This window comes from Veillonella seminalis, from assembly GCF_003992065.1.
Classification (GTDB): domain Bacteria; phylum Bacillota; class Negativicutes; order Veillonellales; family Veillonellaceae; genus Veillonella_A; species Veillonella_A seminalis.
On record NZ_RQUZ01000001.1, the window covers coordinates 93,559 to 108,517 of the forward strand.

Genomic DNA, 14,959 nt, shown 5'->3' on the forward strand with positions numbered 1-14,959 from the left:
TATTAAGTAGAGTTTTACAAAATTGCCGGCTGGTCGACAAGAGGTGAGAGACCTTGTGGATCGGTACCGGAGTTAGAGAATAAACGAAGAGAGAACATTAAAAAAGGTTTGAGAAGCCTTGATAGAGAGAAAAAACCGAGAGAGAACATTTTTTACAAGGTCTGGGAAGCCTTGATAGAGAGAAAAAAACGAGAGAGAACATTTTTACAAGGCGTGAGAAACCTTGATAGCAAAAATGAGAGAACTGTTTGAGAAAATAGAGAGAGGAAGTGAGCGAATGGGGGACGCCATGATAAACGGGGCGCACATCGTATTGGAAACGTTACATCGCTTGGGAGTTACCGATTTCTTCGGGTATCCCGGCGGTGCCGTTATTCCGATTTACGATGAGATTTATAAGTACCCGAAGTTGAATCATTACTTTGCAAGGCATGAACAAGGGGCTGCTCATGAAGCGGACGGTTATGCCAGAGCGACAGGTAAATGCGGTGTTTGCTTGGCTACATCGGGACCGGGGGCCACGAATTTGGTGACAGGCCTTATGACGGCCCATATGGATTCCGTGCCGGTGTTGGCAATTACGGGGCAGGTCGGTTGTGCGCTCCTCGGTAAGGACGCCTTCCAAGAGTCCGATATCGTGGGTATTACGATGCCGATTACTAAGAACAATTACCTTGTTAAGTCTGTGCGCGATTTACCCCGTATCCTACGCGAAGCCTATTACATCGCCACGACGGGGCGACCGGGACCGGTACTTGTGGATATTCCGAAAGATGTACAGCTGACGGAAATAACGCGTAAAGAATTTGACCGACTCTATGAGGAACCGTTTGAGCTCGAAGGTTATGAACCCAATTACAAAGGTCATTCGAAGCAAGTCAAAAAAGCGGCCAAAGTTCTTAAAACTGCAAAACGTCCGCTTATCATTGCCGGTGCCGGTGTTTTGAAAAGTCGGGCTTCCGCGGAGCTTTTGGAACTGGCTGAAAAGATGCGGATTCCGGTGACGAATACATTGCTGGGCTTGGGATCTTTCCCGGGAGAGCACGAACTCTTCCTCGGTATGCTGGGGATGCACGGTACGGCGGCTGCGAACTTTGCTACCGATGAAGCGGATGTGGTATTGGCGGCCGGTATTCGCTTCGATGACCGTATTGCCGGAAATCCGGATGCGTTTTGCAAAAATGCCACCATCATTCACATCGATATCGACCCTGCGGAAATTGAGAAAAACCGCAAGGTGGATGTGCCGATTGTAGGCGATGTGAAACAGGTGTTGCAGTCACTTAATAAAGAATTGGGCTTAAGTGCAAATGCTTCTAAAGATGGGGCTAAAGAGGCCTTGAAAACATCGCATGAAGCATGGCTGGCGCAGGTAGGTGCTTGGAAAGAAGAGTATGCACTGAGATACAACAAGCAACCGGACGGCACGTTACCGCCGCAACAAGTATTGGCAGAGCTCAACGATTTACTCAAAGGCGATGCCATTATTGTTACTGACGTAGGTCAACATCAAATGTGGGCCGCTCAGTATTTTACTTACAGTACACCGAATAGCATTGTTACTTCCGGTGGAGCCGGTACGATGGGCTTTGGTTTGCCGGCGGCTATCGGTGCTCAAGTGGGAATGCCCGAACGCAAAGTCGTATTGGTTGTGGGCGATGGCGGTTTTCAAATGACAGCTCACGAATTAATGCTCATCAAGCAGTATAAGTTGCCGGTCAAAATCGCCCTCCTCAACAATTCCTATTTGGGGATGGTGCGGCAGTGGCAAGAGCTTTTTAACGATAAGCGTTATTCCTATGTAGACTTATCCTGTAATCCGGATTTTCAAACATTGGCAGCGGCCTATGGCGTGCGCAGTGTGAAAATCGAAGGCGAAACAGATTTAAAAGCAAAGCTGAAAGCGTCGCTTGATGCGAATGAAGGCATGCTCATCGAATGCGTAGTAGCTCGCGAAGAAAATGTGTATCCTATGATTCCGGCCGGCATGACCGTGGCGGATATGCGCGGTAAGGAAGGGGTGGCTGACGATGTCGAATGAACATCAAATCTTGGTGATAACCAAAAATACATCCGGTATCGGTGCACGTGTGCTGGCCCTTTTTAATCGGCGCGGCTATTCCGTGAAAAAGATGACATCCGGCATAACGGTTCAAGCCGGTTATGCCCGTATGACACTCACGGTGGATGCCGATCCGGATACATTAGATCAGATTCAAAAACAGATTTACAAAATTATCGACGTAGTTAAAGTTAAAATATTCCCGAAAACCGATGTGGTACGGTGTGAGTTGATGCTCATCAAGGTGAAGGCCGATGATTCAACCCGTTTCCAAATCGTACAAATTGCCAATATATATCGCGGCAATATACTCGATGTGGCGCCGACCTCGCTCATTATTGAGCTTACGGGGGACGAAGAAAAACTACGCGGTTTTATCGATATTATGAAGCCCTACGGGGTGCTTGAAATGGTTAAAACGGGCGTGACGGCAATGAGCCGGGGCGAACGATTATAAGCAATAGATTAGGTTAGCCGGGGAGCCGGCGGAGAGAGAGGAATTATTATGGCAGGAACAATCTATGGAGCAACAGTTTATTATGATGAAGATTGCAATTTGAATGCGTTAAAGGGTAAAAAAGTGACCGTGTTGGGGTACGGTTCACAAGGTCATGCTCATGCGCTTAATTTGAAAGAAAACGGCATGGATGTTACCGTTGGTCTTCGTGAAGGCTCTAAATCATGGCAGGTAGTCGAAAAAGACGGATTACCGGTTAAAGTAACGGCTGATGCGGTTAAAGATGCGGATGTTGTTATGGTACTTATCCCTGATGAATTGCAGGCGGAAACGTATAAAAAAGACATCGAACCGAATCTTAAAAAAAGCGTTTATCTCGGTTTTGCTCACGGTTTTAATGTTCACTTCAAAAAAATTGTGCCACCGGCTGATGCGAATGTATTCATGGTAGCGCCTAAAGGACCGGGCCACCTCGTTCGTCGTACTTTCCAAGAAGGCAGCGGTGTACCAAGTCTTTATGCGGTAGAAAAAGATCCGTCCGGTGATACGAAAGAATTGGCGTTGGCTTGGGCAGCCGGTATCGGTGCCGGACGTGCCGGTATCTTGGGAACGACTTTCCGTGAAGAAACCGAAACCGATTTGTTCGGTGAACAAGCCGTTCTTTGCGGCGGTATCTGCGAATTGATGCAGGCAGGTTTTGAAACCTTGACGAAAGCTGGTTATCATCCGGTAAATGCGTACTTCGAATGCGTTCACGAAATGAAACTTATCGTAGATCTTATCTATGAAGGCGGTTTTCATACAATGCGTAACTCTATTTCCAATACGGCTGAATATGGCGACTATGCAACCGGCACCAAGTTGATTACCGCTGAAACGCGTAAGACCATGGAGCAAATTTTGAAAGATATTCAATCCGGCGCTTTTGCGGATGAATTCTTGGCGGACTACAACGACGGCTTCAAAAAACTCTATGCTCGTCGTGAAAAAGCGGCTAACCATGAATCCGAAAAAGTAGGGGCCGAACTTCGCGGCTTGATGAGTTGGATTAAGAAATAAGAATTTATTACTCCTTTAGAGCATATAAAATCCTATGAAAGCGATTTGCGTCCCGTTTCGTTTGGAACGCAAATTGCTTTTTTGTTATAAAAAGTATTTATTTTTGCCCTCTTATGTTACAATAAAAAAAGCGAAACAATGAGTTTAATTCTTAATCACAACTTATGGGAGGTCGTATGCACGAAATCGTAGTAGGTGGCTTGTACCGCCATTTCAAAGGCATGTATTATTACGTAAAAGACATCGCCATTCATTCGGAAACGGGTGAACCTTTCGTTGTGTATCAGCAGTTATATGGTGAACGCAAGACGTATATTCGTCCATTGTCGATGTTTGCGAGTCCGGTAGATCATGAAAAATATCCCGATGTAAAACAGAAAGAACGTTTTAAACTTATGTCGGGCCGTGACAAAGCATAAAAACACATTTAGCTGTATAATTATATGAAAATATTAATGTGATGGGAGGCATTGATGAAAAAGAAATTCTTCTTTTTTGACATTGATAACACGTTGGCAGTTTGGCCGGACGGCATTATTCCCGATAGTGCACAAACAACTTTGGATACTTTAAAGGCAAACGGACACCGGGTAGCTTTGGCTACGGGGCGTTTACAAATAGATGCAAAACGCTTTGCCGATATGGCTAATGTTCATGATTTTGTCGCGGATGGCGGTAAAAGTGTAACTATTAATGATGAAATTCTTTTTATGGAAGGTTTGAATCGCGAAGCCTGTCTGAACTATTTGGCTCAGTTAGACAGATTGGGGCTCCACTGGGCTGTGACGGATGTAAATGAATTGGTCCGTGTTACGCCATATGAAGACGTGCTTAGCTGGCATCCTGTTTGGGATGTTTGTACGACCAAATATGATCCGAATTTTGACTACCGTCAGGTGGAGCATTTCTATAAAATTTATGCCTACATGACACCGGAACAAGAAGCTGCCACCGGTGTAGTTCATATGTCGAATGACATCATTCGCTACGGCAATGACTGTATTTTGTTTGAGCCCATGGTTAAAGGGGAAGGCGTGCGTCGTATGATTGCTCATTACGGTGTGGAACCGGCCGATGTGGTTGTATTCGGCGACGGGTACAATGACTTATCCATGTTTAGTCCGGATTGGCTCAATATCGCCATGGGAAATGCCCGTGAAGAACTTAAAGTGGCGGCTGATTATATTACTTCCGACTGTAAAAAAGACGGCATTTACGAAGCTTGTAAAAATTTCGGCTGGATTTAAGTTGATGGTCCGTTAAAGTCCATACGACCGCCCTTTACGAATGAAACCGAAAAATTTAAAATTACCTCTAGCCTAATTAAATACTCTATGCTATAATGAAATGTCAAAAGTACCGCTCATATTGTTTGTGAGCGGTTTTTCATATATTGGAGGTACAGATGAAGATGACGCATATTTATACAAATTGGCGACGTTTGTGCTCGGTCGGTTTATTGGGGATGACCATGCTCGTAACAGCCGCTTGCGGTACGGTAGCGGGCAGCTCGGCCGATCAAAATGCAGCACAAAACAATAGTCAAACCGGTACCTTACAAGCACCGACGCTTGATAACACGCCGGTTAAAGATCACTACGCGGTTTTTAATACTACGGAAGGAACCTTTAAAGTTCGTTTATATGGTACTAAAACACCGATTACAGTTAAAAACTTTGATTACTTGGTAAAACAAGGCTATTATAATGATTTAACATTCCATCGCGTTATCGACGGTTTTATGATTCAAGGCGGCGATGATGGTAAAGGTGGCCCGGGATATACGATTCCTGATGAATTTGTCAATGACTTACATTTTAATAAAATGGGTCTTTTGGCTATGGCAAATCGCGGTCCGAACACCGGCGGGGCACAGTTCTTTATTACTTTGGGACCTACGCCTTGGCTCGATAATAAACATACCATCTTTGGTGTTGTTACGCAGGGTATGGATGTAGTAGCCAAAATCGGTAAGGTGGGTACGGATAAAAACGATAAACCGCTGACTCCGGTTGTAATTAAATCTATTACCTTAGAGCCGATTACGGATACGCAAGGCGGCAGCAAGTAAGTTATCGGCCGGTTAACGGTCGGATATAAATTTGATAAGAATATAAAAGTTGATTGTGAAGCTTGTACAATCAGCTGTATGAGGGGAGGCAGTTATGAGTCAATTTTACACATACATGGTAGAATGTGCGGATGGGTCTTTATACACCGGTTGGACGGTTGATTTGAAACAACGCGTGGCGGCTCATAACGGTGAGATCCCGGGCGGTGCCAAATACACCAGAACTCGTCGACCGGTGAGTTTGGTGTGGTTTACGGCCTTTGACCGTAAGCAGGATGCGCAGTCCATGGAATACCAGGTAAAGCGCATGCCGCGAGAGCAAAAAAGGGCTCTTGTAGCGGCTTTTGCCAAGGCAAATCCTACGCTGATTGACGACATTCTTCAAGGCGTTTAAGCAAAGAATTTTCTTAAAATTCAGCTGTTTCTATGGTATAATTAACTGATGTATAGTTTAATAAAATTTTTGATAACAAATTAATATAAAAAACGAGAAAGGAGGACTTCGATGAAACGCGTTTTAGTTGGCGTAAAGAGTATTCAACGTGATGCTGACGGGCAAGATACGGTCATTGAAATGGTTTCTCCCGGCGAATATCATGAAAAAAACGATACAAAATATATTATGTATAATGAAACTGAATTATCCGGTATGGAAGGGTCACACACAACAATTAAGTTGAAACCCCGTTCAATCGTATTAATTCGTAACGGTAAAGTATCCATGAGACATGAATACGTGTTGGGCGAGACCCGACAGACGGTGTATGAAACACCATTCGGGGAGCTTCATATGGCGTTTAAAACACATGAATTGGAGTCCGCTTTGCAGGATGGAATCGGTAAAATACATTTAGGCTACGACATTTCGGTTAGTGGCGAATGGCAATATTACAATCAGTTGGATATCGTATTACAGGAGGATTTAGAGTATGGAACTAAAGGACAAGCTCAAGCAAGGAATTGAGGCGGCAGTAGCAAAGGCATTGGCTGACGGCAAATTACCGGAAGGGGCGTACCCTGAAGTTGTTTTAGAAGTACCGCCACAGAAAGAATTCGGTGATTTTTCCACCAATATTGCCATGCAATCGGCGCGCGTAGCGCACATGAGTCCGGCGGCTATTGCCGATATCATCATTGCCAACATGGATTATGATTGGCTTGAGAAGGCGGAAAAAGCCGGTGCCGGATTTATCAATTTCTTTGTAAAAAACGATATGGTATATGATACATTGAAAACTGTATTGGAACAGGGTGTTTGCTACGGTACGCAACCGGTTCGTGAAGACGATACGATTCAGGTTGAATATGTCAGTGCCAATCCGACGGGCCCGCTTCATGTAGGTCACGGTCGCGGTGCGGCTTATGGCAGTGCGCTTGTTAATTTATTGCGTGCTGCGGGCTACAAAGTAGAATCGGAATACTACATCAATGACGCCGGTAATCAGATTGATAACTTGGCTAAATCTATTGATGCCCGTTACATGGAGCTCCTCGATATGAAGAGTGAATTTCCTGAAAACGGCTATCACGGTCAAGACATTGTGGAAACAGCCCAAAGCATCATCAACTGGCGCGGCGATTTCTTTGCTGTGTTGAGTGAAGAAGAACGCTTGCCGTTCTTCAAAGAATTCGGTTTGACCGAAAAACTTAACGCCTTGCGTGTAAGCCTTCGCAATTTCAATGTAGACTTCGATCATTGGTTCAGTGAACGTTCCTTGCATAGAAGCGGTGAAGTAACGAAAGCAATTCAGTTTTTGAAAGACACCGGTGATGTGTATGAAAAAGACGGCGCTTTATGGTTTGCATCTACCCGTTACGGCGATGATAAAGACCGCGTAGTTATTCGTGAAAACGGTGAACCTACTTACTTGGCATCGGACATTGCATACCATCGCAATAAATTTGAACGCGGTTTTAAAAAGATGATTAACATCTGGGGTGCCGATCATCACGGTTATGTGACACGTGTTAAAGCGTCCATGCAAGCTCTCGGATATAATCCGGATCGCTTGGAAATCTTGTTATTACAAATGGTGGCCTTATATCGTGACGGCGAACTTGTTAAAATGTCGAAACGTACCGGTCAATCCGTTACTTTAGATGAATTGATTGAAGAAGTAGGCGTTGATGCAGCTCGTTACTTCTTCCTCATGCGTTCCTTGGACAGCCAGTTGGATTTTGATATTAACTTGGCAGCCTCAAAGAGCAATGACAACCCGGTATATTACATCCAATATGCCCATGCACGTATTCACAGCATCTTCAATCAGGTGAAAGAAGCGGGCATCGCCTATGGCGATTGGGCCAATGTTAAATTTGATACCTTAACGAGTGAATTGGAACTCGATATTATTAAAAAATTGGGCGCTTACCCTGAAGAAATTCGTCAGGCGGCCGAACATCGTGCGCCACATCGTATTGCTCGTTACTTATACGACTTGGCCGGTTTGTTCCATTCGTTCTATAAACAAGGTCGTATTATGGGCGTAGACAGCGACTTGCAACAGGCTCGTTTGGGTCTCATTACGGCAATCGCCGATGTATTGCGTAACGGCCTTAGTATTTTAGGTATTTCCGCACCGGAAAAAATGTAAGCGTTTTTAAAGACTGTCGTGGAATTGCGATAGTGTGTAGATACATTCAGAGCTTTGGGAGGAATCATGGCAACAAAGTATATTTTCGTAACAGGTGGGGTTGTTTCGTCGTTAGGTAAAGGCATTACCGCTGCGTCCTTGGGCCGTTTGCTTAAGAATCGCGGTTTGAATGTAACTATTCAGAAATTTGACCCATATATCAATATTGACCCGGGTACAATGAGTCCGTACCAACACGGTGAAGTGTTTGTTACCGATGACGGTGCTGAAACAGACCTTGACCTTGGTCACTATGAACGTTTTATCGACATCAACCTCGGTAAACGCTCCAATGTAACGGCCGGTAAAGTATATTGGTCCGTTATTAATAAAGAACGTAAAGGTGATTATTTAGGCGGTACCGTACAGGTTATCCCTCATATCACTAATGAAATTAAACAAAACGTGTACCGTGTCGGCAAAGAAGACAATGCCGATGTTGTAATTACGGAAATCGGCGGTACCGTAGGCGATATTGAAAGCTTACCGTTCCTCGAAGCCATTCGCCAAGTTAAAAAAGAAGTAGGCCGTAACGATGTGCTCTACATCCACGTAACTTTGGTACCGTATATCAGTGCGGCGGGCGAATTAAAAACCAAACCGACCCAGCACAGCGTTAAAGAATTACGCAGTATCGGTATTCAACCTGATATCATCGTTTGCCGTACGGAAAAACACATTTCTGATGAAATGAAAGACAAATTGGCATTATTCTGTGATATTGATCCGGATGCCGTTATTGAAAACCGTACTTGCAACACAATTTATGAAGTGCCTTTGATGATGCAGGAAGAAGGCCTCGACGATATCGTTGTTAAGAAATTACAATTACCTGATAAACCGGCCGATATGGTGGCTTGGAAGGAAATGGTAGATAAAATTCTCCATCCTACCAAAGAAATCACGGTAGCTTTAGTTGGTAAATACGTAGCCCTTCATGATGCGTACCTCAGCGTGGCTGAAGCATTGACTCATGCAGCTATTGCAACCGATACGAAGGTTAATATTAAATGGATTGATGCGGAAGAGCTCGAAGAAAATGCGTGCAATATCGCTAAATTATATGAAGATGTAGATGGTATCGTAGTACCGGGCGGCTTCGGTTATCGTGGTGTTGAAGGTAAGATTCGTACTATTCAATATGCTCGTGAAAATAAAGTTCCGTACCTCGGCTTGTGCCTTGGCATGCAATCCGCCGTTATGGAATTTGCCCGTAACGTAGCCGGTCTTGAAGCAGCAAACTCCACCGAATTTGACGAAGATTGCATGAATCCGGTTATCGACTTAATGCCGGATCAGGTAGATGTAGACCAAAAAGGCGGCACAATGCGTCTTGGTATCTACCCATGTAAGACAGTAGAAGGTACGAAAGTACGCGAAGCTTATGGTGAAGACTTGATTTATGAACGTCATCGTCACCGTTATGAATTCAACAATGCGTTCCGTCAGGAATTGACTGATAAAGGTCTTGTAATCAGCGGTACATCTCCTGACAACCGTTTGGTTGAATGTGTGGAACTCAAAGATCATCCTTGGTTTGTAGGTGTTCAGTTCCATCCGGAATTGAAATCCCGTCCTACTAAGGCACATCCTTTATTCAAAGGCTTTGTGGATGCTATTTTAAAAATTAAAGGAATGTAATAGTGAGTAAAACTGTACGTACAGCTCGTTATCAACAAATTGCAGCCGATGTGGCCGGCAAGATAGTATCCGGCGGTTATAAGGAAGGTGAGCGTATTTTTGCTCGTTCCACCTTATCCGTTCACTACGGTGTATCTCCTGAAACTTCTCGACGAGCCATTGCTTTATTGGCAGATTTAGGCATTGTAGAAGTAACTAAAGGGAGTGGCTGTACAGTTTTATCCAAAGAGAAAGCTGAACAATTCCGAATACAATTTAACGACTTTGATTCGGTGGACTCTTTGCGGCAAGAGCTAACACAGCAGATTGAGAATCAAACAAAATCCCTGCAGGTGTTAAAAGAGACGATTAAAAAATTAACTGATTCTGTCGGTCATTACCAATATAAAAATCCCTTGCAACCTATGAAGATGTCCATTACAGAGGATTGCCGTTATTTAGGGCAGTCAATAGGATCGATTCAGTTATGGCAGCATGCCGGTGTTACAATTGTGGCGATTGAAAATCAAGATAACACTATGATCATATCGCCGGGGCCATATGCTACATTTACAGCGGGCGAAGAAATATATTTTATTGGTCCTGCTGACAGTTGGTTACGATTGGAACGATTTTTGTACAATACCGATGAAAACGAGGCTTAACAGCCTGTACCAGATAATCGGTAATGCTTTAAGGTTGACTAAAGGTTGACCATATAATTTAATAATTTTATTTACAATATAACGCAATAAGCGCCTGACATGAGTCGGGTGCTTTTTTGTATTATATGGGCTATTATGAAACAAAGTAATGTATAGTATTCTATATTTATAAAAGTCGATATTTGACTAAAGTAACAACCTAATGTTATAATTAAGTTGTTACTTTAGGGAGGTATTGCATGATAGAAATAAAAAACGTAAAGAAAAGATATGGAAAAAAAGAAGTATTACATGATATTAGTTTGACTATTCCTGATGGTGAAATTGTTTCACTCATCGGCGGTAGTGGATGTGGTAAATCCACATTGCTTAAAATGATTAATCGCTTGATTCCGATTACAGGCGGCGATATTTATGTTAACGGTGAAAATATTCATGATATGGAACCGGTAGCGTTGCGCCGTAAGATTGGCTACGTCATCCAGCAAACGGGCTTATTCCCGCATATGACAATTCGTAAAAATCTGGAATTAGTCATGGACCTTCATAATATGCCGCAAGAAGGTCGGAGTGAGAAAATCAATGAAATGATGGATTTGGTTGATTTATCGCGAGATTTACTGGAACGGTATCCCATTGAATTATCCGGTGGTCAGCAACAACGTGTTGGTGTGGCGCGGGCACTTATTGTAGACCCGGATGTTATTTTGATGGATGAACCTTTCTCCGCGATTGATCCCATTACGCGCGTGTCCTTACAAGATGAGCTGCACAGTTTACAAGAAACATTAAAGAAAACCATTGTTTTTGTAACGCATGATATGGATGAAGCTATTAAAATTTCGGATCGTATATGTTTGATGCGTGAAGGTCATGTAGAACAATATGATACACCGGAACAAATTTTAAGAAATCCGGCTACGGAATATGTGGAAAGTTTCATTGGTAAAAACCGTATTTGGAATTCACCGGAGTTCATCAAAGCGGAAGATATTATGATTGATGCAACCAATATTGCCTATCCGAGTGACAGTTTATTCCGTTGTATGAAAAAAATCAAAGATATTCCTCAGGATTTTCTTATTATAGTTGAGCGTGGCACTCGCCGTTTCAGAGGCTTAATTAATGCCCGCATGATTCGTGAACAGGCAAGCTTACAAGGGCCGGTTAGTGAAATCATGGCACAGCCGAAGAAGTTGGCTCATGTGGGGGATTCATTATTAGATGTGGTAGAAACAATTCAGACCTTGCATCGTCCGTACATGATTGTTTTGGACGATTCTGAACGCCTGGCCGGGGTCATTACACAAAGTAGTTTGATTACCACACTGGGAAGTCAGTATGTCGATGATGCGGAGGTAATATAATTGGGTATATTTAGTTATATGTTTGAAAATATAGATCAGATTATGCGTCTTTTGTTGGAGCATATTCAGCTAACCGCTATTGCGGTGGGTTTAGCTATTATAGTCGGTTTGCCGTTGGGGATTTTAATCAGCTACGTAAAGCCGCTAAATAAGCCGGTCATGGGAGCAACTAATTTAATTCAAGCCGTTCCCAGCATGGCTTTACTGGGGTTTGCCATTCCGCTTCTTGGGATTGGCACCTTGCCATCGGTAATTGTAGTATTTTTATATTCCCTTTTGCCGATTGTTAAAAATACCTATATCGGTATTAGTCAAATTTCACCGGGCACCATTGAGGCGGCTCGCGGGATTGGCTTAACTCGTCAACAAATATTGTGGAAGGTGCAGTTGCCGTTAACTTTACCGATGTTAATGGCAGGTGTGCGAATTTCGGCTGTTACAGCCGTAGGGCTTATGACAATTGCCGCATTTATCGGAGCCGGCGGTTTGGGATTTCTGGTTTTTAGCGGTATCAGCTCCGTTAATAACGGTATGATTTTGGCCGGTGCCATTCCTGCATGTATATTGGCGTTAGTTATTGATTGGGTGCTCTCTCAAGTAGAGTCGTTGGTAACACCGGTCAGTTTACAACCTGAGTTGCTAAAAACTCGCTCTACACTTAAGGCTAAACGACGCCGTCAAAAATGGAGTGTCGGTATTGTAGCTGCTTTGCTGATTCTTATGTTTGGCCAGAATGTATATGCCAATTTGGTCAGAGACCCTAATACGATTCGCATTGGGAGTAAACAATATACTGAACAATTAATACTGGGTAATATGCTGGCTGAAATGATTGAAAAGAATACAAATATTAAAGTAGAAAATCATTTAGGTGCCGGCGGTACGCAAGTGCTGTTTAGTGCAATGGGAAAAGGTGACCTGGATGCCTATATTGATTATACCGGCACGGCGTATGTAGATATTTTAAAACATGAACCGGTAAGTGATGAGCAAGAAGTATACGATAAAACAAAACAGGAATTGGCAGAGAAATATGATGTTGCTTTATTAGCGGCGGCACCGTTCAGTAATACCTATACGTTAGCGGTAGATCCGGCTGTGGCACAGACCTATAATTTGCATACAATGAGGGATTTAAGCCAAGTTGCTTCATCCTTAAAGGCAGGTACTACACTTGAATTTTTGAATCGCCAAGATGGTTTAAGAGGCGTTCAAAAAGCGTATGGTTTTAACTTTAAAGATGCTAAAGGTATTGACGGGGCAACTCGCTATGTAGCATTGGCAAGCGGTGATGTACAGGTAGTTGATGCCTTTTCTACGGATGGGCTGTTGAAGAAATATAATTTAACTATTCTTTCAGATGATAAAGGTTTCTTTCCGCCATATTACGGTGTGCCGTTAGTTCGTCAAAAAACATTAGAAGATCACCCTGAATTGCAGGATGTTATTAATCGCATGATGGCAAATTTAGATACAGATACAATGCGTGAGTTAAATTATCAAGTCGATGTGGAACATAAGAGCCCTAAAGAAGTAGCGCATGACTATTTAGTTGCTAAAGGCTTGGTAAAATAAACGAGTGCGTAAAATCTAAGATGCAAAATTGTATCGCCTTTTTTCATAAATCGCATAATTGAAACTCGATTTCATATTGATTTTTTCGTTCCGTGGTGTATAATAAATACATAATCAATATAGATTATCCGTTATTAATAACTATCAATTAGAGGCGATCAATTATCAAATGATCCTCTCCATGATGTGATGGTTTTTAAGAATAGTATAGTATTTATAAAAGACACAAGGAGTGACTCACAAATGGCAATTATCGGCAAAGAATTACCTGATTTTTCCTTACAGGGTTTCCGTAATCCGGAAGTAGTAACAGTAACTAAAGCAGATGTAGTCGGTAAATGGAGCGTATTCGTATTCTATCCGGCCGATTTCACATTTGTATGCCCTACAGAATTGGAAGATTTGCAGTCCCACTATGCAGAATTACAGGAAATGGGCGTAGAAGTATTCTCCGTATCCGTTGACTCTGAATTTGTACATAAAGCATGGGCTGATGCATCCCCTAACATCGCTAAAATTCAGTATACTATGTTGGCTGACCAGAAGCATGAATTGGCTGATTTCTTCGAAACTTTCTCCGAAGAAGAAGGTCGTGCTTACCGCGGTTCTTTCGTAGTAAATCCGGAAGGCAAAGTAGAAACTGCTGAAATCCACAACATGGGTATCGGTCGTTCTGCCGATGAATTGGTTCGCAAAGTTCAGGCAGCTCAATTCGTTGCTAAAAACGGTGATCAGGTATGCCCTGCTAAGTGGAAACCGGGAGCTGACACTTTAAAACCGGGTCTTGATCTTGTAGGCAAATTATAAGATTTATAAGATTTATAAGATAATCCTTGTTTTAACCTGCTAATAAATGAACAGCAAGTCCCTCCCTACATTAGGCTGTTCATTGACATATTTAGGAGATCCCTTTTCTTGAAATCGGCGGCACGAGCGAGTCTCGGCCGCTGATTTTTTTGTTTGCGTGAAATTGTTTATTTATGAATATTTTGTGAATATTTTATGATTTGTATATAATCTTTTTTGCTTCGAATTGGCTATTTATTCGTTTTTTTGAGGACGATATTCAACATTGGTCAATAAGTTTTACCGAGTTTGTTTTCGTTAAAGTAGAATTCAAGATAATTATTAAGGATGTATAATGAAAGGTTACTTTTGTATATTCTTGCAAAGTGGTTTTTGTCAAGCTTTAGCAGACTAAAATAAGGCAAAAACACAGTAAAATTGATTGACTTTTGTGCTCGAACTTATTCAAAATAATTAATAATTATTAATTAACAAAGCGTGTAAACCTTTGTCGAATAGGTGTTTGTAACTTAGCACTTTTTTTCATGGATTCAGAAAAAACTTGAAATATTGAAATTATTAGATTTATCGACCGATATAGTATATAATATATACATAGAATAAGGCGAAAGGGCATTAGCTAAGGTTAAAAAAGGAGTATTGG

Annotated in this window: 14 protein-coding genes; all 14 read left to right on the forward strand. The window is 42.5% G+C overall.

Annotated features, from left to right (window positions below):
- Nucleotides 1-277 precede the first annotated feature (277 nt).
- Complete coding sequence (ilvB, locus tag EO126_RS00400; protein WP_127006921.1) at nucleotides 278-2,041, forward strand: biosynthetic-type acetolactate synthase large subunit; 1,764 nt, start codon at nucleotides 278-280, stop codon at nucleotides 2,039-2,041.
- A complete protein-coding gene (ilvN, locus tag EO126_RS00405; protein WP_127006923.1) occupies nucleotides 2,031-2,519 on the forward strand; it encodes an acetolactate synthase small subunit in 489 nt (162 codons plus the stop codon). The genes ilvB and ilvN overlap by 11 nt, the downstream gene beginning before the upstream one ends.
- A gap of 48 nt (nucleotides 2,520-2,567) precedes the next feature.
- Nucleotides 2,568-3,578: a ketol-acid reductoisomerase gene (ilvC, locus tag EO126_RS00410; RefSeq protein ID WP_127006925.1), complete on the forward strand. Its 1,011-nt coding sequence runs from the start codon at nucleotides 2,568-2,570 to the stop codon at nucleotides 3,576-3,578.
- A 176-nt stretch (nucleotides 3,579-3,754) separates the two neighbouring features.
- Nucleotides 3,755-3,997, forward strand: coding sequence for a DUF1653 domain-containing protein (locus EO126_RS00415; protein ID WP_006555352.1), 243 nt, complete (start codon nucleotides 3,755-3,757; stop codon nucleotides 3,995-3,997).
- Between the two features lie 54 nt (nucleotides 3,998-4,051).
- Nucleotides 4,052-4,825, forward strand: coding sequence for an HAD family hydrolase (locus EO126_RS00420; protein ID WP_006555353.1), 774 nt, complete (start codon nucleotides 4,052-4,054; stop codon nucleotides 4,823-4,825).
- Between the two features lie 158 nt (nucleotides 4,826-4,983).
- Nucleotides 4,984-5,649: a peptidylprolyl isomerase gene (locus EO126_RS00425; protein ID WP_275938036.1), complete on the forward strand. Its 666-nt coding sequence runs from the start codon at nucleotides 4,984-4,986 to the stop codon at nucleotides 5,647-5,649.
- Between the two features lie 94 nt (nucleotides 5,650-5,743).
- Complete coding sequence (locus tag EO126_RS00430; RefSeq protein WP_127006927.1) at nucleotides 5,744-6,043, forward strand: GIY-YIG nuclease family protein; 300 nt, start codon at nucleotides 5,744-5,746, stop codon at nucleotides 6,041-6,043.
- Nucleotides 6,044-6,154: 111 nt separating this feature from the next.
- Nucleotides 6,155-6,613 carry a YwiB family protein gene (locus EO126_RS00435; RefSeq protein WP_127006929.1) on the forward strand — a complete coding sequence of 153 codons (459 nt, stop codon included), beginning with the start codon at nucleotides 6,155-6,157 and terminating at the stop codon, nucleotides 6,611-6,613.
- A complete protein-coding gene (gene argS, locus EO126_RS00440; RefSeq protein WP_127006931.1) occupies nucleotides 6,579-8,243 on the forward strand; it encodes an arginine--tRNA ligase in 1,665 nt (554 codons plus the stop codon). Before EO126_RS00435 ends, argS begins: the two co-directional genes overlap by 35 nt.
- A 66-nt stretch (nucleotides 8,244-8,309) precedes the next feature.
- Nucleotides 8,310-9,923, forward strand: a complete 1,614-nt coding sequence (locus tag EO126_RS00445; protein ID WP_006555358.1) for a CTP synthase — start codon at nucleotides 8,310-8,312, stop codon at nucleotides 9,921-9,923.
- Between the two features lie 2 nt (nucleotides 9,924-9,925).
- Entirely contained in the window at nucleotides 9,926-10,567 is a 642-nt protein-coding gene (locus EO126_RS00450; protein WP_127006933.1) for a GntR family transcriptional regulator, read from the forward strand.
- 239 nt (nucleotides 10,568-10,806) lie between these two features.
- On the forward strand, nucleotides 10,807-11,934 hold the full coding sequence (locus tag EO126_RS00455; RefSeq protein WP_127006935.1) for an ABC transporter ATP-binding protein: 1,128 nt from the start codon (nucleotides 10,807-10,809) through the stop codon (nucleotides 11,932-11,934).
- On the forward strand, nucleotides 11,935-13,509 hold the full coding sequence (locus EO126_RS00460) for an ABC transporter permease/substrate-binding protein (RefSeq protein WP_240631427.1): 1,575 nt from the start codon (nucleotides 11,935-11,937) through the stop codon (nucleotides 13,507-13,509).
- A 243-nt stretch (nucleotides 13,510-13,752) separates the two neighbouring features.
- Nucleotides 13,753-14,316 (forward strand): alkyl hydroperoxide reductase subunit C, encoded by a 564-nt coding sequence (gene ahpC, locus EO126_RS00465; RefSeq protein WP_127006937.1) that lies wholly within the window; start codon nucleotides 13,753-13,755, stop codon nucleotides 14,314-14,316.
- The last annotated feature ends 643 nt before the right edge of the window (nucleotides 14,317-14,959 follow it).